26 protein-coding genes and 2 tRNA genes are annotated in these 24,229 nt (G+C 44.0%); 15 read left to right on the top strand and 13 right to left on the bottom strand.

All coding sequences use genetic code 11. The annotated features are described in order from the left end of the window. Positions 1-2 precede the first annotated feature (2 nt). From mltC to DK423_RS06830, 3 genes are all read left to right on the top strand, one after another. Entirely contained in the window at positions 3-1,082 is a 1,080-nt protein-coding gene (gene mltC, locus DK423_RS06840; RefSeq protein ID WP_005546197.1) for a membrane-bound lytic murein transglycosylase MltC, read from the top strand. Positions 1,083-1,287: 205 nt separating this feature from the next. Further along, positions 1,288-1,363, top strand: a tRNA-Phe gene (locus DK423_RS06835). A 4-nt stretch (positions 1,364-1,367) separates the two neighbouring features. Continuing rightward, positions 1,368-1,443 (top strand) — tRNA-Asn (locus tag DK423_RS06830). Positions 1,444-1,582: 139 nt separating this feature from the next. On the opposite strand, the gene DK423_RS06825 is transcribed toward DK423_RS06830, so the two are convergent. Next, positions 1,583-2,176 carry a YajG family lipoprotein gene (locus DK423_RS06825; protein WP_005559397.1) on the bottom strand — a complete coding sequence of 198 codons (594 nt, stop codon included), beginning with the start codon at positions 2,174-2,176 and terminating at the stop codon, positions 1,583-1,585. A gap of 103 nt (positions 2,177-2,279) precedes the next feature. On the opposite strand from DK423_RS06825, the gene DK423_RS06820 reads away from it, so the two are divergent. From DK423_RS06820 to mnmA, 10 genes are all read left to right on the top strand, one after another. Beyond that, complete coding sequence (locus tag DK423_RS06820; protein ID WP_005546193.1) at positions 2,280-2,591, top strand: BolA family protein; 312 nt, start codon at positions 2,280-2,282, stop codon at positions 2,589-2,591. A 355-nt stretch (positions 2,592-2,946) separates the two neighbouring features. Next, positions 2,947-4,287, top strand: coding sequence for a Na(+)-translocating NADH-quinone reductase subunit A (locus DK423_RS06815; RefSeq protein WP_005546187.1), 1,341 nt, complete (start codon positions 2,947-2,949; stop codon positions 4,285-4,287). Positions 4,288-4,289: 2 nt separating this feature from the next. Then, positions 4,290-5,525, top strand: coding sequence for an NADH:ubiquinone reductase (Na(+)-transporting) subunit B (locus DK423_RS06810; RefSeq protein WP_005546185.1), 1,236 nt, complete (start codon positions 4,290-4,292; stop codon positions 5,523-5,525). Continuing rightward, entirely contained in the window at positions 5,518-6,303 is a 786-nt protein-coding gene (locus DK423_RS06805; protein ID WP_005559399.1) for a Na(+)-translocating NADH-quinone reductase subunit C, read from the top strand. Before DK423_RS06810 ends, DK423_RS06805 begins: the two co-directional genes overlap by 8 nt. Continuing rightward, positions 6,303-6,932, top strand: a complete 630-nt coding sequence (locus tag DK423_RS06800; RefSeq protein WP_005542950.1) for an NADH:ubiquinone reductase (Na(+)-transporting) subunit D — start codon at positions 6,303-6,305, stop codon at positions 6,930-6,932. Before DK423_RS06805 ends, DK423_RS06800 begins: the two co-directional genes overlap by 1 nt. A gap of 3 nt (positions 6,933-6,935) precedes the next feature. Continuing rightward, the gene (nqrE, locus tag DK423_RS06795; protein WP_005542957.1) at positions 6,936-7,532 is read left to right on the top strand and encodes an NADH:ubiquinone reductase (Na(+)-transporting) subunit E; all 597 of its coding nucleotides are present in this window, start codon (positions 6,936-6,938) and stop codon (positions 7,530-7,532) included. Positions 7,533-7,543: 11 nt separating this feature from the next. After that, positions 7,544-8,779, top strand: a complete 1,236-nt coding sequence (gene nqrF, locus DK423_RS06790) for an NADH:ubiquinone reductase (Na(+)-transporting) subunit F (protein WP_061886950.1) — start codon at positions 7,544-7,546, stop codon at positions 8,777-8,779. Between the two features lie 150 nt (positions 8,780-8,929). Then, a complete protein-coding gene (locus DK423_RS06785) occupies positions 8,930-10,018 on the top strand; it encodes an FAD:protein FMN transferase (protein ID WP_005546180.1) in 1,089 nt (362 codons plus the stop codon). A 78-nt stretch (positions 10,019-10,096) separates the two neighbouring features. Next, a complete protein-coding gene (gene nqrM, locus DK423_RS06780; RefSeq protein ID WP_005542966.1) occupies positions 10,097-10,354 on the top strand; it encodes a (Na+)-NQR maturation NqrM in 258 nt (85 codons plus the stop codon). A 260-nt stretch (positions 10,355-10,614) separates the two neighbouring features. Further along, positions 10,615-11,766: a tRNA 2-thiouridine(34) synthase MnmA gene (mnmA, locus tag DK423_RS06775; RefSeq protein ID WP_005559403.1), complete on the top strand. Its 1,152-nt coding sequence runs from the start codon at positions 10,615-10,617 to the stop codon at positions 11,764-11,766. On the opposite strand, the gene DK423_RS11660 is transcribed toward mnmA, so the two are convergent. Together DK423_RS11660 and DK423_RS11510 are read right to left on the bottom strand one after the other, a co-directional pair. Next, positions 11,744-11,923, bottom strand: coding sequence for a hypothetical protein (locus DK423_RS11660; protein WP_411674863.1), 180 nt, complete (start codon positions 11,921-11,923; stop codon positions 11,744-11,746). The genes mnmA and DK423_RS11660 overlap by 23 nt on opposite strands. Positions 11,924-12,171: 248 nt before the next feature. Beyond that, positions 12,172-12,306 carry a hypothetical protein gene (locus DK423_RS11510; RefSeq protein ID WP_262361230.1) on the bottom strand — a complete coding sequence of 45 codons (135 nt, stop codon included), beginning with the start codon at positions 12,304-12,306 and terminating at the stop codon, positions 12,172-12,174. Between the two features lie 106 nt (positions 12,307-12,412). Between DK423_RS11510 and eno the strand changes: the two genes are divergently transcribed. Then, complete coding sequence (gene eno / locus DK423_RS06765) at positions 12,413-13,723, top strand: phosphopyruvate hydratase (protein WP_005559407.1); 1,311 nt, start codon at positions 12,413-12,415, stop codon at positions 13,721-13,723. A 95-nt stretch (positions 13,724-13,818) separates the two neighbouring features. Here the strand turns inward: eno and ruvX are convergent, their stop codons facing one another. From ruvX to uspA, 9 genes are all read right to left on the bottom strand, one after another. Next, the gene (gene ruvX, locus DK423_RS06760; RefSeq protein ID WP_005559408.1) at positions 13,819-14,238 is read right to left on the bottom strand and encodes a Holliday junction resolvase RuvX; all 420 of its coding nucleotides are present in this window, start codon (positions 14,236-14,238) and stop codon (positions 13,819-13,821) included. Beyond that, entirely contained in the window at positions 14,238-14,795 is a 558-nt protein-coding gene (locus tag DK423_RS06755) for a YqgE/AlgH family protein (protein ID WP_005578090.1), read from the bottom strand. The genes ruvX and DK423_RS06755 overlap by 1 nt, the downstream gene beginning before the upstream one ends. A gap of 17 nt (positions 14,796-14,812) precedes the next feature. After that, positions 14,813-15,547 (bottom strand): 16S rRNA (uracil(1498)-N(3))-methyltransferase, encoded by a 735-nt coding sequence (rsmE, locus tag DK423_RS06750; protein WP_005559410.1) that lies wholly within the window; start codon positions 15,545-15,547, stop codon positions 14,813-14,815. A 73-nt stretch (positions 15,548-15,620) separates the two neighbouring features. Beyond that, positions 15,621-15,938, bottom strand: a complete 318-nt coding sequence (gene metJ, locus DK423_RS06745) for a met regulon transcriptional regulator MetJ (RefSeq protein ID WP_005559411.1) — start codon at positions 15,936-15,938, stop codon at positions 15,621-15,623. A 153-nt stretch (positions 15,939-16,091) separates the two neighbouring features. Beyond that, positions 16,092-16,979 (bottom strand): UTP--glucose-1-phosphate uridylyltransferase GalU, encoded by an 888-nt coding sequence (gene galU, locus DK423_RS06740; protein ID WP_005559412.1) that lies wholly within the window; start codon positions 16,977-16,979, stop codon positions 16,092-16,094. 75 nt (positions 16,980-17,054) lie between these two features. Beyond that, entirely contained in the window at positions 17,055-18,419 is a 1,365-nt protein-coding gene (locus tag DK423_RS06735; protein ID WP_061886952.1) for a phosphohexomutase domain-containing protein, read from the bottom strand. 31 nt (positions 18,420-18,450) lie between these two features. Further along, positions 18,451-18,633: a carbon storage regulator CsrA gene (csrA, locus tag DK423_RS06730; protein ID WP_005559414.1), complete on the bottom strand. Its 183-nt coding sequence runs from the start codon at positions 18,631-18,633 to the stop codon at positions 18,451-18,453. Between the two features lie 122 nt (positions 18,634-18,755). Then, positions 18,756-21,380, bottom strand: coding sequence for an alanine--tRNA ligase (gene alaS, locus DK423_RS06725; RefSeq protein WP_005559415.1), 2,625 nt, complete (start codon positions 21,378-21,380; stop codon positions 18,756-18,758). A gap of 199 nt (positions 21,381-21,579) precedes the next feature. Next, complete coding sequence (gene uspA / locus DK423_RS06720; RefSeq protein WP_005559416.1) at positions 21,580-22,005, bottom strand: universal stress protein UspA; 426 nt, start codon at positions 22,003-22,005, stop codon at positions 21,580-21,582. A gap of 181 nt (positions 22,006-22,186) precedes the next feature. Here uspA and mazG point away from each other — a divergent pair, with 181 nt between their 5' ends. Continuing rightward, entirely contained in the window at positions 22,187-22,981 is a 795-nt protein-coding gene (mazG, locus tag DK423_RS06715; RefSeq protein WP_005559417.1) for a nucleoside triphosphate pyrophosphohydrolase, read from the top strand. Between the two features lie 96 nt (positions 22,982-23,077). On the opposite strand, the gene DK423_RS06710 is transcribed toward mazG, so the two are convergent. Then, a complete protein-coding gene (locus DK423_RS06710; RefSeq protein WP_005559420.1) occupies positions 23,078-24,067 on the bottom strand; it encodes an amidohydrolase family protein in 990 nt (329 codons plus the stop codon). Positions 24,068-24,229 lie beyond the last annotated feature (162 nt).

Genomic DNA, 24,229 nt, shown 5'->3' with positions numbered 1-24,229 from the left:
AGATGAAGAAATATTTGATTTTAGCCTTGATTCCTTTTTTGTATGCGTGTGGTGGCGGTATGTCATATAAAAAGGGATTGGATTATGATGAGGCCTTTGCGAAAGATACGCGCGGATTGGATATTTTAACCGGACAATTCGCCAATAATATCGACCGCATTTGGGGGGTTAATGAGTTATTGGTGGCGAGCCGCAAAGACTATGTGAAATATACGGATCGTTACTACACCCGTAGCCACGTCAGTTTCGACGAAGGGTTGATTACCATTGAAACGCAAGCGGATTTAAACCGTTTGCATAATGCCATTGTGCATACGTTGTTGATGGGTTCCGATGCCAACGGTATTGATTTATTTACTTCCGGCGATGTGCCGATTAGTTCCCGCCCGTTTTTAGTGGGGCAGGTGATTGATAATCAAGGCGAGTCAATTATAGATCAATTTACTGCAGGCAATTTCGCTACTTATTTAATTCGGAATAAATTGCAAACCCGCCGTTTGGCGAATGGCCATCAGGTACAGTTCGTGGTGATTCCGATGATTGCCAACCACGTTGAAGTGCGGGCGCAAAAATACCTGCCGATCGTGCGTAAAGTGGCGCGTCATTACGGGCTGGATGAAAGCCTGATTCTCGGTATTATGCAAACGGAATCCAGTTTCAACCCGTATGCCATCAGTTATGCGAACGCGATGGGACTGATGCAGGTAGTGCCGCATACCGCAGGGCGTGATGTGTTCCAAATGAAAGGCATGAGCGGTCAGCCAAGCAAGGCTTACTTGTTCGATCCGGAGAAAAATATTGATACTGGCGCCTCTTATTTATGGTTGCTGCAAAATAAATATTTGGACGGCATTACCAATCCGACCTCGAAACGCTTTGCGATGATCTCCGCCTATAACAGCGGTGCCGGTGCGGTGTTGCGTGTGTTCAATGATGATAAAGATGTGGCGATAATGCAAATCAACCGGCTTTATCCGGAACAGATATATCGAATTTTAACTACCAACCATCCGTCTGCACAGGCGAGAAATTACCTGGTTAAAGTGGATAAAGCACAGAAGAGTTATCGTGTGCGTCGTTAATTGATCGCCATTTTATTATGCCCACCTTAGGTCTTTTTAAATGAGCATGATTTTATATGAGAAGTCAATAAATTTGTTGAAAATGTAGCGTTTATATACGTTTCGCTTGTTAAATGCGCAACTAAGTTAATAATTTTCACTATTTTCAAAAATAGATATTGACTTGAAATAGAAAAAAACGTTTAATACGCACCACTGACGAGTTGCCTCGATAGCTCAGTCGGTAGAGCAGGGGATTGAAAATCCCCGTGTCGGTGGTTCGATTCCGCCTCGAGGCACCACTATTCCTCCTTAGTTCAGTCGGTAGAACGGTGGACTGTTAATCCATATGTCGCTGGTTCAAGTCCAGCAGGAGGAGCCAAATTCGAGAAAGCCGCTAAGAAATTAGCGGCTTTTGTTTTTTTCCGGTTTTACGCTTTTGTGTGGGGGCAAATTAAAAAACACCGGAAAAATCTACCGCACTTTTAAGCGTAAAGTGCGGTGGATTTTAGAAAAGTTTTTTAGTTGGCGTATTGATTAATGGCGTTAGCAACTTCCCGGTCTTTATAAATTGATTCCACCACTTCATTAAAGGTTTCGCCTAACACTTTTTGAATTTCCGAATTTCGCGCGAAAAATGCACCGGAGTGCGTGCGCCCGGCATTTATATTTTTCGTGAATTGACCTCTGCGACCTTGAACATGAATGGCAAGCTGAATTTTGCTGTCAATGTCGTAGCGTAAATTGCCTTGATTCACTTTGGCATAAAATTGCTGAATATCTACGGTGACGGCAGCATTGGAATTGTTCGCCATGCCGATACGGAAGCCTTTGCTGACCAAATCCTGTTGTTCAATTTGTTGGAACAATTGGGTCAGTTCCGGTGAGGCGGATAATTTGAGTAATTGTCCGTCTTTTACATAACTGCTGATTTCCGGGGTGTTACGCAAATCGCGGGTGGTGACATAAACCACGGCGGATTGGTTGACATTCATTGAGGCTTTCGGTGGCGCCGGGGTGAAGGTGAGTGTGTTCGGTTCGCTTTGGCAGCCGGTTAATAATACGCCGGAAAGTAAAACCGCACCCAGGGTAAGAGACTTCATCTTAAATTTCATAATATCCTCTATAATATTAAATAAAACGAGGCTATTCTTACAAACTTACGGCGTAAAGTATAGTACCGGGGGCTTAATTATTGTTTTTTGAGGACAGATGATTATGACAAAACAACAAGAATTGGAACAGCGCTTACGGCAGGAATTTCGACCGCACTTTATTGCGGTTGAAAACGAAAGTTATATGCACAGTTCGGGGCGGGGTGCCGATTCGCATTTCAAAGTGGTGTTAGTGAGCGATGTATTTGAGGGGATCGGTAAAGTCGCCCGTCATCGCAAAATTTACCAATTCTTAGTACAGGATTTGCAGCAAGGCATTCATGCCTTGGCGCTCCATCTTTATACGTTATCCGAGTGGAAGGCCTTAGGGCAACAATTCCCGAAATCACCAAATTGTACCGGCGTGGGGCAATAATCTACCTCTTTGGTATTATGCGCGAAAAATGCAAAAATTGATTTTGTGCAAGAAAAGTGCATATTTTCACGAAAAATGCGCAAACAGACGGCTTTCAAAGTGGCGTGGACGTTATTATTTAGTTAAAATAAAGCGTTTATTTTAGCAAAAATTTAACGTTTTTATGGGCGCGGAAGTCCGTAAAATCAATACAGAATTTGAGTTTTATTTTTATCGGTTGGAGAGTGGTTATTCGGGCGTAATGTGGTATTTCGTCGCTTTCTTCTTTAATCATTTCAACAACCATCACTCAAGACGAGGTAATAACCTTTCGGTTATTGCTGTATTTTAATCTGGCAAAAATAGTGCAAACAATATGATTACGATTAAAAAAGGCTTGGATCTTCCTATTGCAGGAAAACCGGAGCAGGTAATCCGTGACGGTAATGCGGTCAGCGAAGTTGCTTTGCTTGGTGAAGAATATGTGGGAATGCGCCCTTCTATGAAGGTTCGCGAAGGTGATGTGGTGAAAAAAGGTCAGGTGATTTTTGAAGACAAAAAGAATCCGGGCGTTGTTTTTACCGCACCTGCCGGCGGCATGATCACTGCGATTCACCGCGGCGAGAAGCGCGTGTTACAGTCTGTAGTGATTAAAATTGAAGGCGATGCTGCGCTTTCTTTCGATAAATACCCGGCGGCTGAGCTAAGCGCGTTAACCGCTGAGCAAGTACGTAAAAACTTACAGGAATCGGGTTTGTGGACAGCGTTTCGTACCCGTCCGTTCAGTAAAGTGCCTGCAGTAGATAGCATACCTTCATCTATTTTCGTCAATGCCATGGATACGAATCCGTTAGCGGCGGATCCTTCAGTGGTGATTGCCGAAGCGGAAAATGATTTTGTAAATGGTTTAACGGTGTTAAGCCGTTTACATGAAGGTAACATTCATTTATGTAAAGCGCCTGACAATAAAATTCCAGGATCACATGCAAGTAATGTGATTGTGAACGAATTTTCAGGCCCTCACCCTGCCGGTTTGAGCGGTACCCATATTCACTTTATCGATCCTGTCGGCATTCAGAAAACCGTTTGGTATATCAACTATCAAGATGTAATTGCTATCGGTAGATTATTCACCACCGGTGAACTTTACACTGAACGTGTGATTTCTCTTGCCGGCCCGCAAGTGAAAAAACCACGTTTGGTCCGTACCGTGATCGGTGCAAATCTTTCTCAATTAACCAAAGATGAGATAAGTGCGGGTGAAAATCGTGTGATTTCAGGCTCTGTACTTTGTGGTAATACCGCGAAAGGTGCACATGATTATTTAGGTCGTTATGCCTTGCAGGTGTCTGTAATTGCAGAAGGTAATGAAAAAGAGTTGTTTGGCTGGATTACACCTCAACCAAATAAATATTCCATTACCCGGACCGTATTGGGTCATTTTAGTAAAAAGTTATTTAACTTTACAACTGCCGAAAATGGTGGTGAACGCGCAATGGTGCCGATCGGTAGTTATGAGCGCGTGATGCCGCTGGATATTTTACCAACTTTATTGTTACGTGATTTGATTGCAGGCGACACTGATGGTGCACAAGCATTAGGTTGTTTGGAGTTGGATGAAGAAGATTTAGCGCTTTGTTCATTTGTTTGCCCGGGCAAATATGAATATGGTTCAATCTTGCGTCAAGCGTTAGATAAGATTGAGAAGGAAGGTTAAAAATGGGTTTGAAAAGTCTTTTAGAAAAAATGGAACCCGCGTTTTTACCGGGCGGTAAATACAGCAAGCTTTATCCGATCTTTGAATCGATTTATACCTTGCTTTATACACCGGGTACGGTAACCCACAAAAACACGCATGTTCGTGATGCGTTAGACTCAAAACGTATGATGATCACTGTTTTCCTTGCATTGTTCCCTGCAATTTTTTATGGCATGTACAATGTGGGTAACCAAGCAATTCCTGCGTTAAATCAATTAGGTAATTTAGAGCAGCTGATTTCAAGCAATTGGCATTATGCGTTGGCAAATGGTTTAGGGTTAGATTTAACTTTAAATGCAGGCTGGGGTAGTAAAATGGCACTTGGTGCAATTTTTTTCCTACCAATTTATTTAGTCGTCTTCACTGTTTGTACGATTTGGGAATTATTATTCTCTGTGGTGCGCGGTCATGAAGTGAATGAAGGGATGTTTGTTTCAACCATTCTGTTTGCCTTAATTGTTCCGCCAACATTGCCATTATGGCAGGCTGCACTTGGTATCAGCTTTGGTATCGTGGTGGCAAAAGAAATTTTTGGTGGTGTCGGTCGTAACTTTATGAATCCGGCATTGGCAGGTCGTGCTTTTTTATTCTTTGCTTATCCGGCACAAATTTCCGGTGACTTAGTATGGGCTGCGGCAGATGGTTTCTCCGGTGCGACTGCACTTTCACAATGGTCACAAGGCGGTCAAGACGCATTGCAGCATACTGTAACCGGTCAATCAATTTCTTGGATGGATGCCTTCATTGGTAATATTCCGGGTTCAATGGGGGAAGTGTCAACCTTAGCAATTTTAATTGGTGGTGCGATTATTGTGTTCACCCGTATTGCGGCATGGCGCATTATCGCGGGTGTGATGATCGGTATGATTGCAACTTCAACATTGTTTAATTTAATCGGTTCAGAAACTAACCATATGTTTTCAATGCCTTGGTATTGGCACCTTGTATTAGGTGGTTTTGCATTAGGTATGGTGTTTATGGCGACGGACCCTGTTTCAGCCTCATTCACTAACACCGGTAAATGGTGGTATGGTGCATTGATCGGTGTCATGGCGGTGTTAATTCGTACCATCAACCCGGCTTATCCTGAAGGGATGATGTTAGCGATTTTATTTGCAAACTTATTTGCACCGATTTTCGATTACATCGTGGTTCAGGCAAATATCAAACGTCGGAGAGCAAGAACAAATGGCTAAATTTAATAAAGATAGCGTAAGTGGCACCGTAACCGTTGTTGTGTTATTGAGTCTGGTTTGTTCTATTGTGGTTTCAGGTGCCGCCGTTGCCCTTAAATCAAAACAGGATGAACAAAAAGCCCTTGACGTTCAACGCAATATTTTAACTGTTGCCGGTTTAATGAAAGAAGATAACGCTTCCGTTATCAAAGAGACTTACAACAAATTTATCGAGCCTCGTTTGGTGGATTTACAAAGCGGTGATTTCGTTCAGGCAACAAAAGAAGAAGCCGAAAAGTTTGATCCGAAAGCGGCGATAAAAGACACCGCACTTAGTCAGCCGATTCCTGCCGGCCAAGATAAAGCAGGCTTGAAAGTGCGGGCGAAACAGGCCGTGGTTTATTTGGTAAAAGATGAGCAAGGTACTGTAAACCAAGTAGTATTGCCGATGTATGGTCGCGGCTTATGGTCCACTATGTATGGTTTTGTTTCCGTCGCGCCGGATGCCAATACCATTAAAGGTATTACCTATTATGACCAAGGTGAAACCGCCGGTCTTGGCGGTGAAATTGCCAATCCGCGCTGGCAGGCATTTTTCGTTGATAAAAAACTGTTTGATGATAACCAAAATGTGGCGATTCGTATTGCCAAAAACGCCTCTTCCGACAAAGAACACGGCATTGACGCGTTATCCGGTGCAACCTTGACTTCAAACGGCGTACAAGGCTCATTTGATTATTGGTTTAGTCAAAACGGTTTTGGTCCATTCTTAGCAAAATTTAAAGCGGGGGCAAGATAATGGCTGATGCAAAAAGCAATTTAAGAGCACTTTTGCTTGATCCAATCGCGAAAAACAACCCGATTGCACTACAAATCTTAGGAATTTGTTCCGCATTAGCGGTGACCACCCAATTACAAACGGCGTTAGTCATGGCAATTGCGGTATGTTTGGTAACCGGTTTTTCCAGCATGTTCATTGCAATGATTCGTAACTATATTCCGAATAGTATTCGTATCATTGTGCAATTGGCGATTATCGCGTCGTTGGTAATTTTGGTTGACCAAGTGTTAAAAGCCTTTGCTTACGGTTTATCCAAACAATTATCGGTATTCGTCGGTTTGATTATCACCAACTGTATCGTCATGGGGCGTGCAGAAGCTTTCGCTATGAAATCCCGTCCATTAGAGAGTTTTGTTGACGGTATCGGTAACGGTTTAGGTTACGGCGCTATTCTCTTAATTGTGGCGACTTTGCGTGAGTTAATCGGCTCAGGTCGTTTGTTCGGTTTCCCGATATTACAAACGATTCAGGATGGTGGTTGGTATCAACCGAACGGTTTATTCCTTCTTGCACCGAGTGCGTTCTTTATCATTGGCTTCGTGATCTGGGGCGTAAGAACGTGGAAACCTGAGCAACAGGAGAAATAATCAGTGGAACATTATATTAGCCTATTTGTGAAGGCGATCTTCATTGAAAACATGGCACTTTCCTTCTTTTTGGGAATGTGCACTTTCCTTGCTGTATCTAAGAAGGTGTCAACAGCGTTTGGCTTGGGCATTGCTGTCGTTGTTGTGCTTGGCATTGCGGTTCCTGCAAACCAATTCGTATACGAGCATGTCCTAAAAGAAAGTGCTTTAGTTGAAGGGGTGGATTTATCCTTCTTAAACTTCATCACGTTTATCGGGATTATCGCCGGTCTGGTTCAATTACTTGAAATGACTTTAGATAAATTCTTTCCGGCATTATATAACGCACTGGGGATCTTCTTACCGCTTATCGCCGTAAACTGTGCGATCTTCGGTGGCGTATCCTTTGCCATCCAGCGTGAATATACTTTCGCCGAATCTGCCGTATATGGTATCGGTGCAGGATTAGGTTGGATGTTGGCGATTGTTGCATTAGCGGGCTTAACTGAGAAAATGAAATATTCTGATGTACCGGCAGGTTTACGCGGTTTAGGGATTACATTCATCTCCGCAGGCTTAATGGCGCTCGGCTTTATGTCATTCTCCGGTATTCAGCTATAAGGAGTGCATAAATGAGCGAAACTACAATTCTTTTACTTGGTGTTGCAGCCTTTACAGCCATTGTTTTAGTGCTTGTTGCAATCATCTTGTTTGCGAAATCCAAATTGGTGGACTCCGGCGACATTACCATTAAGATTAATGATGACCCGAGCAAAGCCATCACTTTGCCGGCCGGCGGTAAGTTACTCAGCGCACTTGCCGGCAAGGGCATCTTCGTATCTTCCGCTTGTGGCGGCGGTGGTTCCTGCGGTCAATGTGTAGTACGGGTAAAAAGCGGTGGCGGCGAAATTTTACCGACCGAGCTTTCCCACATCACCAAACGTGAAGCCAAAGAAGGCTATCGTCTTTCTTGCCAAGTGAACGTGAAAGGTAATATGGATATTGAATTGCCGGAAGAGATCTTTGGTGTGAAAAAATGGGAGTGCACCGTCATTTCCAATGATAACAAAGCGACTTTCATTAAAGAGCTTAAATTGGCGATTCCGGAAGGAGAAGAAGTGCCGTTCCGTGCCGGTGGTTATATCCAAATTGAAGCAGAACCACACACGGTTTACTATAAAGACTTCGATATTCCGCAAGAGTATCACGAAGACTGGAATAAATATGATCTGTGGCGCTATGTATCAAAAGTGGATAAGCATATTATCCGCGCTTATTCCATGGCATCCTATCCGGAAGAAAAAGGCATTATCATGCTGAATGTGCGTATTGCAATGCCTCCTCCACGTCAACCTGATGCGCCTCCGGGACAAATGTCTTCTTATATTTGGTCTTTAAAACCGGGTGATAAAGTGATTATTTCCGGTCCGTTCGGTGAATTCTTCGCGAAAGAAACCGATGCTGAAATGGTCTTTATCGGTGGTGGTGCAGGTATGGCACCAATGCGTTCACACATCTTCGACCAATTAAAACGTTTACACTCTAAACGTAAAATGTCCTTCTGGTACGGTGCCCGTTCTAAACGTGAAATGTTCTATGTAGAAGATTTTGATACATTGCAAGCGGAAAATCCGAATTTCCAATGGCATGTGGCATTATCCGATCCATTGCCGGAAGACAACTGGACAGGCTACACCGGCTTTATTCACAATGTGCTTTATGAAAACTATCTGAAAAATCACGAAGCGCCGGAAGATTGTGAATACTACATGTGCGGACCTCCGGTGATGAACGCTGCGGTAATCAAAATGTTGAAAGACCTTGGTGTTGAAGATGAAAATATCTTGTTAGATGATTTCGGCGGCTAACGCCTTGCAGTTTAAAAACACCGTAAAAAATGACCGCACTTTGCATGAAGTGCGGTCGAAATTTACAGCGTTTTTCATATTGATTCATCACACGCAAACCAATTTAAACCGTTGGTTTGCGTGTGATCCATCTAATATCAGGAAAGTATTATGAACATAAAACAACCTCTCGTTCGCGGATTCGCACTTGCTGCCATGGCATTGGCACTGATGGCCTGCGATAAACCGAATCCGTCACAACAAGCGGACACACAACAAGCCATGGCAGCAAAAAATGAAATTGTTTCCCTCACCGGTAAAACCATGGGGACAACCTACCACATCAAATATTCAAACAACGGCGAAGTCTCAACGGCGTCGCAACAGGCACATGAACAAATCGAACTAATTTTGAAGGATGTGAATGCGAAAATGTCCACTTACATCAAAGATTCCGAGCTCAGCCGTTTTAATCAAAATACGCAAATTAACACGCCCATTGAAATCTCGGCGGATCTTGCCAAAGTGGTTAAAGAAGCCATTCGGTTAAATCAGGTGACGCAGGGTGCCTTGGATATTACAGTCGGGCCGGTAGTGAATCTTTGGGGGTTCGGTCCGGAAAAGCGGGTGGATAAACGGCCGACATCAGCACAAATTGCCGAACGTCAGGCATGGGTGGGCATTGATAAGTTGTCACTCACTGAAGAGGGCGGTAAGTTTTTCCTGGCAAAAGCCGTACCGCAACTTTATGTGGATCTTTCTTCTATCGCCAAAGGTTTTGGGGTGGATCAAGTGGCGGATTATCTGGAAAGCATTCGCGTACAAAATTACATGGTGGAAATCGGCGGTGAAATTCGCGCCAAAGGGAAGAATGCCGAAGGAAAAGCGTGGCAAATTGCTATCGAACGTCCAACCCTGGATGGCAAGCAGGTGGCACAACAAGTCATCGGTTTGAATAATATGGCGATGGCGACATCAGGCGATTATCGTAATTATTTTGAACAAGACGGCGTGCGTTTTTCCCATGAAATCGATCCGCACACCGGTTACCCGATTCAGCATGCATTGGCATCGATCACGGTGTTAGCGCCGACTTCCATGACTGCTGACGGGCTTTCCACCGGGTTATTTGTGTTAGGGGAACAGAAAGCGTTGGACGTGGCGGAACAGGAAAAATTACCGATTTTTATGATTATTAAAGACAGCAAGGGCTACCGCACAGAAATGTCTACCACATTCAAACAATTTTTAGCACAGTAAAAACACCGAAAAATACAACCGCACTTTAAAGCTGTAACGTGCGGTTAAAATTCAGATAAGTTAATTTATGGATCAATTATGAAACTATTTTTGCTCACCTTAGGCATTTTCCTGCTTATTATTCTTGCCATGGCATTGGGTTACATCGTGAAACGCCAAGCTCTCAAAGGTAGCTGCGGCGGCTTATCTTCCTTAGGTATTGCTAAAGCCTGCGACTGCGACAAACCGTGCGACACGCTGCAATCTAAATTAGACGCGGGAGATGAGCAAGCCAAAGTAGAATATGAACAAAAATTCACCAATAACGTGCAAACGCAGTTTTATGAAGTGAAATAAGCTAAATTAATATGCTTTATGTTGAGATTAAAGTGATCGGTGGAAAAAGTATCGACGGAGTAGTAAAGGCAGAATTAGTTCAATACGTGATACACTTATTATAAAAACTGTTGCATAAAGATCCTGAAACGATTGCTATTATATAGATAATTAGGGCTCAATGGAAAAATGGTGACTGCCCGATAGACGATGCAATAATCATGAATATAATCTTACAAATGCCCGAGTACCTATTTTAGCCAAGTTCTTATTATCAAACTATGAAATCACAAACTTACGAAAATCATTTCCCGAAACTCACGGCGCAACAACTTGCCGAAAATGCGACGAAAAAAATCATTTGCGGGATGTCCGGCGGGGTGGATTCTTCCGTGTCTGCGTTTATTCTGCAACAGCAAGGCTACCAAGTGGAAGGCTTGTTCATGAAAAATTGGGAGGAGGATGATGACACCGATTACTGCACGGCGGCGGCAGATTTGGCGGATGCGCAGGCAGTGTGTGACAAGCTCGGTATTAAACTACATAAAATCAATTTTGCGGCGGAATATTGGGACAATGTGTTTGAACATTTCCTTAGCGAATACAAAGCAGGGCGCACGCCGAATCCGGATATTCTGTGTAATAAAGAAATTAAGTTCAAAGCTTTTTTGGAATACGCGGCGGAAGATTTAGGCGCCAATTATATTGCCACCGGGCATTATGTGCGTCGTCGCGGTGCTGATGACAACGCGCAGTTATTACGTGGCTTGGACAACAATAAAGACCAAAGCTATTTCTTATACACCCTAAGCAAAACCCAAGTGGGACAGAGTCTGTTTCCGGTGGGCAATATTGAAAAGCCTATCGTGCGTGCAATTGCGGAAGAGTTAGGTTTGGTGACGGCGAAGAAAAAAGATTCTACCGGTATTTGTTTTATCGGGGAGCGAAAATTTAAGGATTTCCTGGCGCGTTATTTGCCGGCGCAACCGGGTAATATTCGTACGGTGGACGGCGAAATTATCGGCCGCCACGACGGTTTGATGTATCACACGTTAGGGCAACGTAAGGGCTTAGGCATCGGCGGCGTGAAAGGCGCCGGTGAAGACGCTTGGTATGTGGTGGAAAAAGATCTTGTTAATAATGAACTGATTGTGGCGCAGGGACATGACCATTCCGCTTTACTTTCCACGGGCTTAATCGCGCAGCAATTACATTGGGTTGATCGCCTGCCGATTCGTGCGCCATTACGTTGCACGGTGAAAACCCGTTATCGCCAAACCGACGTGCCTTGTACCATTGAGCCGATAAACGACGAAACCATCAAAGTCATATTTGACGAACCGCAAATTGCGGTCACCCCGGGACAATCAGCGGTATTTTATTTAGATGAAGTTTGCCTGGGCGGCGGTATCATTGAAAAGCAATTAAAATAAGTAAAATTTGAACTAAAAGTGGCTTGCTCCCAAAAGTTGGATAGGCTGGTAAACTATAAATACTGAGTCCTATCCTATATTGTGTAGAACTCAATCTTTTTAAATTCGGTTTAAACCGTTTTGGGTTGTAATACACTAAGTATGCTTTGCAGTTCAGTGATTAAATAGCTGATTCATATCGGTGTGAAAGCCTTGTAAAGTCGTATTAAAAAAACATTCCTTCGCACAGATGGATTTGATTGCAATTCAACATGCGGAGTTGCATTTCAGTGTTTCTAACCACAACGCAGAAGAAATTGTCCGCGTGCTGTCGTTACGCCCTTCCTCCATTGCCTACGGGCATATTTTTCCAACGCAAGCCGGAGATATGCCGTTTCGGCCGCAAGATATTGAGAATTTTCCCTGTTAGGTGAAATTGCTCGGCAATAATGCCAAGTGTTTGGCCATTGGTCCGATAACGTTTGCCAATCCGTTACGGGCGGCTGAAAAACGCCAAATATATTGACCGCACTTTCGTTCCGGAAATTGGATCCAAATCAAGTTCGGTGCATTTTTTACAAGACAAAATGGCAAAATAGCTTTATCATACCAAGCATTTTAGGGCTTGCTCTAACTGGTTTTAATTAACTTATATGAGGAAAATAAAATGGCAAAAATCGTTAAAGTCATTGGTCGTGAAATTATCGACTCTCGTGGTAATCCAACTGTTGAAGCGGAAGTGCATTTAGAAGGCGGTTTCGTCGGGCTTGCAGCGGCGCCGTCAGGTGCTTCTACCGGTTCACGTGAAGCGTTGGAATTACGCGACGGAGACAAATCCCGTTTCTTAGGTAAAGGTGTATTAAAAGCAGTTGCGGCAGTCAACGGTCCGATTGCAGAAGCAATCATCGGCAAAGATGGTTCAAACCAAGCTGAAATCGACCAAATCATGATCGATTTAGACGGCACAGACAACAAATCCAAATTCGGTGCAAACGCCATTCTTGCTGTTTCTCTTGCTAACGCCAAAGCGGCAGCGGCATCTAAAGGTCTTCCACTTTACGCTTACATCGCAGAACTTAACGGCACTCCGGGCGTGTACTCTATGCCATTACCGATGATGAACATCATCAACGGCGGTGAACACGCAGACAACAACGTGGACATTCAAGAATTTATGATTCAGCCGGTGGGCGCGAAAACCTTACGCGAAGCGCTTCGTATCGGTGCTGAAGTGTTCCACAATTTAGCGAAAGTATTAAAAGGCAAAGGCTTAAATACTGCGGTGGGTGACGAAGGTGGTTTCGCACCAAATCTTGCTTCTAACGCAGAAGCATTAGCTTGCATTAAAGAAGCCGTTGAAAAAGCGGGTTATGTGCTAGGTAAAGACGTGACATTAGCGATGGACTGTGCCTCTTCGGAGTTCTACAACAAAGAAACCGGCAAATATGAAATGAAAGGCGAAGGTCGTTCATTCACTTCTCAAGAATTCACACACTATCTTGAAGAATTAACCAAACAATATCCAATCGTGTCTATTGAAGACGGTCAAGACGAATCCGACTGGGATGGCTTTGCCTATCAAACTAAAGTGTTAGGCGATCGCGTTCAATTAGTGGGCGACGACTTATTCGTCACTAACACCAAAATCCTGAAAGAAGGTATTGAAAAAGGTATCGCAAACTCTATCTTAATCAAATTCAACCAAATCGGTTCTTTAACCGAAACTTTGGCAGCAATCAAAATGGCGAAAGATGCAGGCTACACCGCCGTTATCTCTCACCGTTCCGGTGAAACCGAAGATGCGACCATTGCAGATTTGGCAGTAGGTACCGCAGCAGGTCAAATCAAAACCGGTTCTATGAGCCGTTCCGACCGTATTGCGAAATACAACCAGTTAATCCGTATTGAAGAGGCCTTAGAACGCGCTGGTACACCGGCACCGTTCCCGGGCTTAAAAGCGGTTAAAGGTCAGGCTTAATCATAAGCGCGGATTAAAACGTCGTAAAAACCCACCGCACTTTTTGTTAGAAGATAAAAAGTGCGGTGGGTTTTCTATGTGTTTTTTAACGCAGTTCAGCCTGCGTAATTCTCAAACCAGCTTTCTAAAATCAAACAGGCTGAAATGCCGTCCACTTTGCTTTTATTCAGGGCGCGATAGCCGCCACGACCAAAAATTTCACTGCGGGCTTCGGTGGTGGTAAGGCGTTCATCCTGTAAATCCACCGGCAAATTGAAGCGCCCGTGCAGACGTTTGGCAAACTTTTTGGCGCGCAAGGTTAAGGGCTGTTCCGTACCATCCATATTCAGCGGCAAACCGACCACGATGCGCGCCGGTTGCCATTCCCGAATACATTTCTCAATGGCGTCCCAATTGGGAATGCCGTCCTGTGCTTTAAACGCCGGCAAGGATTGCGCGGTGCCGGTAATGCTTTGCCCGACGGCACAACCGATACTTTTCGTCCCGAAATCGAAGGCAAGCACCGTGATGCCCATTAACTGTGTCCCACCTGACCGGCAAAATTATGGGAATCAATGCCTAATAATTGATTCGCCGCCCACCAACGTTGTTCATAGGGCAGATCAAACAAAATTTGTTCCGTCGCCGGCACGACTAACCAGGAATTATTCATAATTTCCTGTTCGAGTTGATTCGCTTCCCAGCTGGCGCAACCCAGCGTCACCAGGTATTTTTCCGGTTCTAACATCGTACCGAAAGTATCCACCACATCTGCGGAGGTGGTGAGCATGAGGTTGTCATTAACACGATAACTGTGATCAAAAGACACTTTCGTATTGGTATGCAAAATAAAACCGCGATCGATATTCACCGGACCGCCGGCAAGCACCAGTTTATCGTTATAAGTGCGGTGGGTGACCATCATGAAATTCATTTTGGCGCCCAGCTCCGCAATACTTAAATCCGTTGGCTGGTTTAACACCAATCCCATGGAACCTTTTTCGTTATGCTCACAAATATAAATAACAGTTCGATAAAAATAGCTGTCATCTAAATTCGGCATAGCAATGAGCAGATGATCTTGTAAATCCATCATATTTTCGTTCTTCTCTATCCTAAATCACCGAAACACACCTGTAAGGCGGTAATTGCTGCCATGGCGGCGGTTTCGGTGCGTAATACACGTTTTCCCAATAACACGTCCACAAACCCCTGTTGCTCGGTCTGTGCAATTTCCTGTGGCGATAAACCGCCTTCCGAACCGATTAATAAACGCACACCTGCCTCCGGGATTGCAGGCAAGGTACGAATGGAATAGTTTGCTCTCGGGTGTAAATTCAATTTGAGCGCGTCATCAGGCTCCGCGCACCATTGTTGTAATTTCATTAACGGACGAATTTCCGGAATTTTATTGCGTCCGCATTGTTCACAGGCGGCAATGGCGATTTTCTGCCATTGCTGAATTTTTTTCTCCATTCGTTCACCGTCTAATTTCACACCGCAGCGTTCCGACCATAAAGGCGTAATCACATTAACACCCAACTCAACGGACTTCTGAATGGTAAATTCCATGCGTTCGCCACGGGAAATTACTTGCCCTAAATGGATGGCTAAGGGACTTTCGCGATCGTCAAATTGGCGGTTTAGAATATCCACTTCAACGGATTTTTTCGTGACGGCTGTAATGACGGCTTGATATATATGGTTGCTCCCATCGAAAAGTTCAAGCTGATCGCCTGCGTGCATACGCAAAACACGGCCGACATGATTGGCACCATCTTCCGAAAGCGCGCAGGAGGTGTGCTGATTAAGCGGGGTTGGGTGGTAAATTCGAGGTATTCGCATGATAGAGCAATTGGGTAAAAATAATTTGCTCTATCATAACAGAAAAGCAGATGACAAAATGAAAAATGCGAAATTAATATTCCCAATTATCCGGGTCAATTCCCAGTTCGCGCATGATGACTTTTGCTTCTTCCGGGATTTCGTCACTGCGTTCTTTCAGCAAATCTTCGTCCGTCGGCAAAGGTTGCCCGGTAAAAGCGTGTAAAAACGCTTCACACAGCAGTTCGCTGTTGGTGGCATGGCGTAGATTACGAATTTGGCGGCGGGTGCGCTCGTTAGTCAGAATTTCAAGCACTTTAATCGGAATGGATACCGTGATTTTTTTAACTTGTTCGCTTTTTTTTCCATGCTCCGCATAAGGACTAATATATTGTCCGTTCCAATCCGCCATAGTTGATTCCTGAAATAACCTTATTGTTTGATGCAATATTCTAATAAAAAATAAGGATAATAACAATCTAGCCGTGAAGACTGCTAGATTTCCATCTCGCAAACAGACAAAAAGAAAGGCACCGTTTGATGCCTTTCCTGTATGAAACCAAAATTAAAAGGTTTTCACCAAATCTTTGAGGTACGCTTTAAATTCACCGGCAAGTTTATTATGGTGCAGTCCGTACTCCACAAAGGCTTTCATATAACCGATTTTATCGCCGCAGTCGTAAGAAATGCCGGTCATGTGGAAGGCTTCGACGGTTTCTTTATCAATCAGCATATCAATGGCGTCAGTTAACTGGATTTCATCACCTACGCCAACCGGGGTTTTTTCTAATATATCCCAAATGGCTGCCGAGAATACATAACGCCCCACAACCGCCAAATTAGACGGCGCTTCATCCACACTTGGTTTCTCAACGATACTATCAATTTTAGCACTTTCTCCCGGAGGAATTTCCACACCGCCACAGTCTGCGATACCGTAACTACTGACTTCTTCAGGTCTAACAGGGCTCACCATAATTTGACTGGCTTGAGTTTGTTTAAAGCGTTTTAACATTAACGCCAGATTTTCTTTTTTCTGATTAGCAGAAAATTCTGCCAGCAACACATCTGGCAATACCACGGCAAAAGGTTCGTTACCCACCAGCGGACGACCACACAATACGGCGTGCCCAAGCCCTTTCGCATTGCCTTGGCGAACGTGCATGATGGTGACATTTTTCGGCACGATGGAACGCACTTCTTCCAATAATTGGCGTTTTACACGTTTTTCCAGCATCGTTTCCAATTCGAAGGACGTATCAAAGTGGTTTTCGATGGCATTTTTTGAAGAATGGGTCACCAGGACGATTTCTTTAATACCGGCGGCCACACATTCGTTTACCACATATTGAATTAGCGGTTTATCCACTAAAGTTAACATTTCTTTCGGAATGGCTTTAGTAGCAGGTAACATACGTGTACCTAAGCCTGCAACAGGAATAATCGCTTTCATTTAGTTTTCCTTCTGTTAGATAAAAATGACCGCACTTTTCTGGCAAAGAAAAGTGCGGTTAGTTTTCAATGCGTTTTATTGACGTAATAACGCCAGAATTTCTTCTGTTTTTTCTGCCATTAATTGCTTATCGCCACGGGTTTCCAGGTTCAAACGAACGACCGGCTCGGTATTTGATGAACGCAGGTTGAAACGCCAGTTCGGATATTCAATGCTAATACCGTCAATTTCATCTACACGAATCGCGTCTTTTTCATAAGCGGCGCGCACGCGGGCAATGGCGCTTTTCGCATCGACTAATTTGCTGTTAATTTCCCCTGGAGACGGGAATGTATTCACACTATTATTCACCAGTTCACCCAGGGATTTACCGGTCACGGAAACCAATTCCATCACCAACAACCATGGAATCATGCCGCTGTCGCAATAGAAGAAATCACGGAAATAGTGGTGCGCACTCATTTCACCACCGTAAATGGCATCGACGGCGCGCATTTTTTCTTTAATGAAAGAATGTCCGGATTTCGACATCACGGCTTCACCGCCGTTTTCTTCCACTAATTTCACCGTATTCCGGATTAAGCGCGGGTCATAAATAATTTTCGCGCCTTTATTTTTTTGCAGGAATGCCTGACCTAGCAAGCCGACAATGTAATAACCTTCAATGAAGTTTGCGTGTTCATCAAACAGGAAGCAACGGTCGAAATCGCCATCAAACGCAATGCCCATATCCGCCTTGTGTTTTAACACCGCATCAATGGTGTCCTGACGGTTTTCGTGCAACAACGGATTAGGAATACCGTGCGGGAAGGTGCCGTCCGGATTATTATGTACTTTGATGAACTCGACAGGTACGCGTTTTGCTTTAAATTGTGCTTCAATCGCATCAATTACGTGCCCTGCGGCGCCATTACCTGAGTTAATCACTAACTTCAACGGTTTTAGCGAATCGAGATTAATATAAGATAAGAGGTGTTCAACGTAATCACCAAGTACGGAAAGTTGTTTATACTCGCCACGTTTGGTCACCGGCGAGAAATTATTTTCCTCCGCCAGACGTTGAATATCCGCCAACCCGGTATCTGCGCTAATCGGACGTGACCCCTCACGCACTAATTTTAAGCCGTTGTAGTCCATCGGGTTGTGACTTGCGGTCACTTCAATACCACCATCAGTTTTCAAAAATGATGTAGCAAAATAGACTTCCTCTGTCCCCGTTTCACCTAAATCAATTACATTAACACCGGAATCCAATAATCCATTTGTTACCGCACTTTTTAGTTCTTTGCTCGTTAAACGAACATCGCCACCAACGACAATTGTTTTGGGCTTTAAAAATTGCCCGAATGCACGACCTATGCGATAAACAATATCTGTGTTTAATTCATCACCTAAGCGACCACGGATATCATAAGCCTTAAAGCAAGTCAGTTTAGTCATAATTCACCATCTTCATTGATCATAAAATTTGCTACACTTTCTGTTCATCCCTTGCTTGATGAATACGTTGGTAAATTTCTTCTCTATGAATAGAAACATCCTTCGGCGCCTGCACACCGATTTTGACTTGGTTACCTCGTATATTCAGGATCGTGATAGAAACATCATCGCCGATGAGCAAGCTTTCACCAACTTTACGGGTTAAGATCAGCATATAAACTCCTCACCTTTATAGTTTGTTTATAATTTCCCCACAAAGCGTTAAACATTACTTTTATTCGATTCGGTATTTTATTTACAACCAACACAAAAACCGAACGCTAAGATTAAGAAAGCCTATAAATTCGCTTTCAACCAATCGGAGCAAACCGATAACGCTTTGTTTACATTTTCCGGCTGAGCACCGCCAGCCATGGCCATATCAGGACGACCACCGCCTTTACCACCAACTTGTTGAGCCATCAAATTCACTAATTCGCCGGCTTTTACTTTTCCTGTCAGATCCTGAGTTACCCCTACAATAAGATTAACCTTTTCATCTACTACGGAAGCAAATACAATCACCGCCGAACCTAATTGATTTTTCAAGCTATCAACCATTGAACGTAAAGACTTCGCTTCAATACTATCAAGTTGCTGCGCAATGACAGAAACACCATTAATTTTCACCGCACTTTGTGCCAGGTCGTTACCGGCTTGCAGCGCAGCTTTTTCTTTTAATGTTTGTAGCTCTTTTTCCACTTTCTTAAATTTATCTTGCAACAGAGAAATCTTATCCGTAATGGAATTGACATCCGATTTCAGTAATTCGGCGCTTTGATTTAATAAAGATTGTTGGTTTTGTAACCATTCGATTGCAGTTTCGCCGGTAATCGCTTCAATACGACGAATACCTGCCGCCACTGCCGTTTCCGTTATTATTTTAAATAGCCCGATGTCACCGGTACGCTTCGCATGGATACCACCACATAATTCAATGGAGAAATCCCCCATGGTCAGTACGCGCACCTGATCGGAATATTTCTCGCCGAACAACGCCATCGCACCTTTCGCTTTGGCAGCTTCCAGCTCCATAATATCCGTTTGAATCGGGTTATTCGCTCGAACTTGCTGATTAACTATGCGTTCTACTTCGGCTAATTGCGCTTTACTGATAGGTTCATGTTGAGCAAAGTCAAAACGCAATAACGCATCAGAAACAAGCGATCCTTTCTGAGCGACGTGTTCGCCTAAGACCTGACGTAACGCGGCGTGCAACAAATGGGTTGCAGAGTGATTTAATGAAATGCGTTGACGGCGAACATCATCAACCACTGCATTCACCGATTGCCCGACGGATAAACTACCTTGGGTAAGTTCACCGATATGACCGAATACCTGACCATATTTTTGGGTGTCTTTTACGTCAAAATTAAAACCATTGCCTTCTAAGCGCCCGATGTCTCCGATTTGACCACCGGATTCCGCATAAAACGGCGTATTATCTAAAATCACCACCGCACTTTGACCGGCGTGAATGGCATCCACCGGCTTACCGTCATGGAAAAGTGCGGTCACTTTTGCCAGCGTTTCCGATTCGGTATAGCCTTCAAAACGGGTTGTGCCGTCAACACGAATAACATTGTTATAATCCATACCGAATTGGCTGGCGGATTGTGCGCGCAAACGTTGATTTTCCATTTCGCGCTCAAATCCCGCTTCGTCAATGGTAATACCGCGTTCACGACAAACATCGGCGGTTAAATCCAGCGGGAAACCGTAAGTATCATATAACTTGAACGCCACTTCGCCGGATAATACCTTGTCTTTCACTTCGGCTAAAGCCTCATCCAATAAGGTCAAACCACGTTCCAGCGTGCGCGCAAATTGTTCTTCTTCCAAACGCAGCAATTTTTCCACGGTGGCTTGGTGTTTTTTCACTTCCTCGCCCGCCTGCGCCATCACTTCAATTAAGGTCGGCACGAGCTTATAGAAAAACGCTTCGGTGGCGCCCAATAAATGCCCGTGACGCACTGCGCGGCGAATAATACGACGTAACACATAGCCACGTCCTTCGTTGGAAGGCATCACACCGTCTACGATTAAATAGGCGCAAGAACGAATGTGGTCGGCAATCACACGTAACGACTTATTGGTTAAATCTTTTTCACCGGTTAATTCTGCCGTTTTAGCAATTAATTTTTGGAAAATATCAATATCGTAGTTGGAATTCACATGTTGCAACACTGCACTGATTCGCTCCAAACCCATGCCTGTATCCACAGACGGTTTCGGCAATTTTTCCATCGTGCCGTCAGCGTGGCGATTAAATTGCATAAACACGATATTCCAGATTTCAATGTAACGATCTCCGTCTTCTTCCGGCGATCCCGGCGGTCCGCCCCAAATATGGTCGCCATGATCATAGAAAATTTCGGTACAAGGACCGCAAGGACCGGTATCGCCCATTTGCCAGAAGTTATCGGAAGCATAAGGTGCGCCTTTGTTATCGCCAATGCGAATAATGCGTTCTGCCGCAATGCCGATTTCATCATGCCAAATTTTATAGGCTTCTTCATCGGTTTCGTATACGGTAACCCATAATCTTTCTTTCGGTAATCCCAACCATTGCGGGGAAGTTAAGAATTCCCAACCGAAGTGGATCGCGTCGTGTTTAAAATAATCCCCAAAACTGAAGTTTCCGAGCATTTCAAAGAACGTATGATGTCGGGCTGTGTAACCGACATTTTCTAAATCATTATGTTTTCCCCCGGCACGCACACAACGTTGGGCGGTAGTGGCACGGCTATAAGGGCGTTTTTCCAAACCTAAAAAAACATTTTTAAATTGGTTCATTCCCGCATTGGTAAACAGTAATGTCGGGTCATTTTCCGGAACCAAAGAACTACTTGCTACAACTTGATGCCCCTTGCTATGGAAAAAATCAAGATACGATTGTCGGATTTGTGCTGTTGTCTTCATTTACAAGCCTTGCTTTCTTAAAATATCTTTAGAATTAAAAGGTAATCGGGTAGCCGTGTATTGTTACACACTTTTCCCATTTATAAAAAACCTTTTTAGCTATAATGCTTTATTTTTCCGACAAGATGAAAAAACCGCACTCACATTCAGAAATCATGAAAGTGCGGTTAGTTTTTGGACAGCTTATTTACTACTTGTTTTATTCATCACGAAGAGGAACAACAAGCATATCAACAGTAATTGAATTCATCACCTGACGGGTGGATGACATCAATTTACTCCAAAAGTCTTGGTGGTGGCCGGTGACAAGTAAATCCACATCATATTTGTCGATGGCATCGGCTAACACTTGCCCTAAATCCCCACTACCACTGAGTTTTTCGGTGATCGGGTAGCCCGCTTTTTCGGCGAGTTGGATCAGCGCCTGTTGGGTTTCGCTGGAAATGCGATCCTGCATTGATACCATATTCACGTCAATCAGCCCCGTGTAAAGATCCGAGAAGTTAACATCCACATGAATAATGGATAACTTCGCATCATAACGTTTTGCCACGCCGACCGCTTTTTTCAACAAGAACGCACTTTCTTCTGAAAGATCAACCGCAACTAACACATGTTTGTACATAATCAACTCCTTACCCGATCAGGATTAATTTACTTTAGTTGTATAGTAGCACCGGGATACAAAAAAAAATATGTGCTGGATCACATTTTGAGAAAAACTTTCATTTACAATGAAGAAAATGATCCCAAATGCCTTTTGTGTTAGGATCAAGATCCCTTTTTTAACGGATTTTGAGCATAAAATGACCTATTCCATTCATGATTTTACCCAACTCATCGCCCAACTGCGTGATCCCGAACACGGTTGCCCATGGGACGTTAAACAAACCTACCAATCCATGATTCCGTGCCTGAAAGAAGAAGCCTACGAAGTCATTGAAGCCATTGAGCAAAATAATGTGGAAAATCTTAAGGAAGAATTGGGCGATTTGCTTTTACAAGTGGTTTTCCTCAGCCAATTGGCAGCAGAAGAAAAAAAGTTTACTTTTGATCAAGTGGTACAAGACGTCGCGGAAAAAATCGTGCGCCGTCATCCCCATGTGTTTGGCGACAAACACGCCAATAACGAGCAGGAAGCCTTGCAGAATTGGAATGCCATGAAAGCGCAGGAACATCAAAATCAAGGTCACACCTCCATTTTGGATAACATTCCGCATGCCTTTCCCGCCTTAATGCGTGCAGAAAAATTGCAAAAACGCTGTGCTAAAGTCGGGTTTGATTGGAAATCTATCGCACCGGTTTTTGCCAAAGTGGAGGAAGAATTGCAGGAAGTGAAACAGGAAATTACACGTTCCCCGCAGGATCAACAGAAAATTGAAGAAGAAATGGGCGATTTGCTGTTTGCCACCGTCAACTTAAGCCGTCATTTGAAATGTCAGGCGGAAGAAAGCCTGCGCAAAGCGAACCAAAAATTTGAACAACGCTTCCGTCGGGTAGAAGAAAAGTTAAAACAACAAAACCGCCGTTTGGAAGAGGCTTCACTGGTCGAAATGGATGTATTGTGGGATGAAGTGAAGCGGGAAGAAAAACACCGCTAAAACCCACCGCACTTTTCCTTTAAAAACATGGAAAAAATACTGCACTTTTGCTGCATTAATCGAAAATACCGAGTACTAAACTCGGTATTTTCCCTTCTAATCAATGCCCAACACTTTACGCCCGTTGATGCTGGCAATATTCACCATGGCATCCAAATCCAGGAAGCGGCAACCGGCCGCCAGCAGACTCAACTCCTGCCACATATCGCCTTCGCATAAAGGCACCATGTAATCACAGATATTGTCGGTGCCGATAGCAACCGTAATGCCTTCCGGGATCATTTCATCCGCCGGCGTGAGCGCATTATGGAATGGCATCAGTTCTTCTTTTCGGTTACTGTCAATCCATGCCATCGGGCAGGCAATCATCATCATTTGCGCCTGACGCATTTTTTCATATAAACGATAGCGATATTCTTTGGAATGCGAGCCGATAGAAATACCGTGAATCGCCACCACCCGGCCTTGCATACCATGCTCAATGGCTTTATCGCACAATTGTTCCGTTTCTTTTTCCTGTGGCGAATTGAATTGATCCACGTGCACATGGCACATAATGCCTAGGGACTTGGCTTTATCCAACAAAATATCCATGGCGTCCAAACCGCGCGCGTAATCCAATTCGTCACGATAAGGCAAGCCGCCGATCATATCCACCATTTCCGAACCGATGTCGAACCACTTGCGCGCCGTCGGTTCAATGACGCCTTTCAACGTTTGGTTGGCGAATTTCAGAATAATGTCATTTTTATACACTTCGCGCGCTTTGTGGGCGGCGATAATGGCGCGATCTTCGCACACCGGGTCAATATCCACAAAGGTACCGAACGCGGTGACCCCTTGGGAAATCATCAATTCGATGGATTGACAAAAACGGGCGTAATAATCATCCACGGATGAGGTACGTTTTACCTCATCCACCAAGTCCCACTTTTGCTGCAAATTACTGCTGTGATAAATCCCGATTTTTTCCGGAGTCATGGTAAAAGCGCGGTCAGCATGCGCGTGTGCATTAACCCAGCCACCTTTTTTAATAATTTCATCTCGAATATAGGTTTTGAAACTCCGAACATGATTCTTCGTCATGATTACTCCATGGTAGGCAAATTGGAAAATGTGATGGGCGCAAATAGAAAAAATCCTCAAAAGAGGACAGGTTATTAATTGAAAAAAGAAGGGTGCACAATGAAGCAGATTCATTGTAATAACGGATAATGTTATAAAAAATTCGCAGATTTTTAATTAATA

Origin of the sequence: Aggregatibacter actinomycetemcomitans, from assembly GCF_003130205.1 — a bacterium.
Lineage (GTDB): Bacteria > Pseudomonadota > Gammaproteobacteria > Enterobacterales > Pasteurellaceae > Aggregatibacter > Aggregatibacter actinomycetemcomitans_A.
The sequence above is the reverse complement of the archived record's forward strand: the minus strand, read 5'-3'. Positions and strand labels throughout refer to the sequence as shown.

Bases quoted from the DNA above. Each gene is read 5' to 3' on its own strand.
- mltC (WP_005546197.1), top strand. From the start codon at position 3: ATGAAGAAATATTTGATTTTAGCCTTGATTCCTTTTTTGTATGCGTGT.
- DK423_RS06825 (WP_005559397.1), bottom strand. From the start codon at position 2,176: ATGAAATTTAAGATGAAGTCTCTTACCCTGGGTGCGGTTTTACTTTCC.
- DK423_RS06820 (WP_005546193.1), top strand. From the start codon at position 2,280: ATGACAAAACAACAAGAATTGGAACAGCGCTTACGGCAGGAATTTCGA.
- DK423_RS06815 (WP_005546187.1), top strand. From the start codon at position 2,947: ATGATTACGATTAAAAAAGGCTTGGATCTTCCTATTGCAGGAAAACCG.
- DK423_RS06810 (WP_005546185.1), top strand. From the start codon at position 4,290: ATGGGTTTGAAAAGTCTTTTAGAAAAAATGGAACCCGCGTTTTTACCG.
- DK423_RS06805 (WP_005559399.1), top strand. From the start codon at position 5,518: ATGGCTAAATTTAATAAAGATAGCGTAAGTGGCACCGTAACCGTTGTT.
- DK423_RS06800 (WP_005542950.1), top strand. From the start codon at position 6,303: ATGGCTGATGCAAAAAGCAATTTAAGAGCACTTTTGCTTGATCCAATC.
- nqrF (WP_061886950.1), top strand. From the start codon at position 7,544: ATGAGCGAAACTACAATTCTTTTACTTGGTGTTGCAGCCTTTACAGCC.
- DK423_RS06785 (WP_005546180.1), top strand. From the start codon at position 8,930: ATGAACATAAAACAACCTCTCGTTCGCGGATTCGCACTTGCTGCCATG.
- nqrM (WP_005542966.1), top strand. From the start codon at position 10,097: ATGAAACTATTTTTGCTCACCTTAGGCATTTTCCTGCTTATTATTCTT.
- mnmA (WP_005559403.1), top strand. From the start codon at position 10,615: ATGAAATCACAAACTTACGAAAATCATTTCCCGAAACTCACGGCGCAA.
- eno (WP_005559407.1), top strand. From the start codon at position 12,413: ATGGCAAAAATCGTTAAAGTCATTGGTCGTGAAATTATCGACTCTCGT.
- ruvX (WP_005559408.1), bottom strand. From the start codon at position 14,238: ATGGGCATCACGGTGCTTGCCTTCGATTTCGGGACGAAAAGTATCGGT.
- DK423_RS06755 (WP_005578090.1), bottom strand. From the start codon at position 14,795: ATGGATTTACAAGATCATCTGCTCATTGCTATGCCGAATTTAGATGAC.
- rsmE (WP_005559410.1), bottom strand. From the start codon at position 15,547: ATGCGAATACCTCGAATTTACCACCCAACCCCGCTTAATCAGCACACC.
- metJ (WP_005559411.1), bottom strand. From the start codon at position 15,938: ATGGCGGATTGGAACGGACAATATATTAGTCCTTATGCGGAGCATGGA.
- galU (WP_005559412.1), bottom strand. From the start codon at position 16,979: ATGAAAGCGATTATTCCTGTTGCAGGCTTAGGTACACGTATGTTACCT.
- DK423_RS06735 (WP_061886952.1), bottom strand. From the start codon at position 18,419: ATGACTAAACTGACTTGCTTTAAGGCTTATGATATCCGTGGTCGCTTA.
- csrA (WP_005559414.1), bottom strand. From the start codon at position 18,633: ATGCTGATCTTAACCCGTAAAGTTGGTGAAAGCTTGCTCATCGGCGAT.
- alaS (WP_005559415.1), bottom strand. From the start codon at position 21,380: ATGAAGACAACAGCACAAATCCGACAATCGTATCTTGATTTTTTCCAT.
- uspA (WP_005559416.1), bottom strand. From the start codon at position 22,005: ATGTACAAACATGTGTTAGTTGCGGTTGATCTTTCAGAAGAAAGTGCG.
- mazG (WP_005559417.1), top strand. From the start codon at position 22,187: ATGACCTATTCCATTCATGATTTTACCCAACTCATCGCCCAACTGCGT.
- DK423_RS06710 (WP_005559420.1), bottom strand. From the start codon at position 24,067: ATGACGAAGAATCATGTTCGGAGTTTCAAAACCTATATTCGAGATGAA.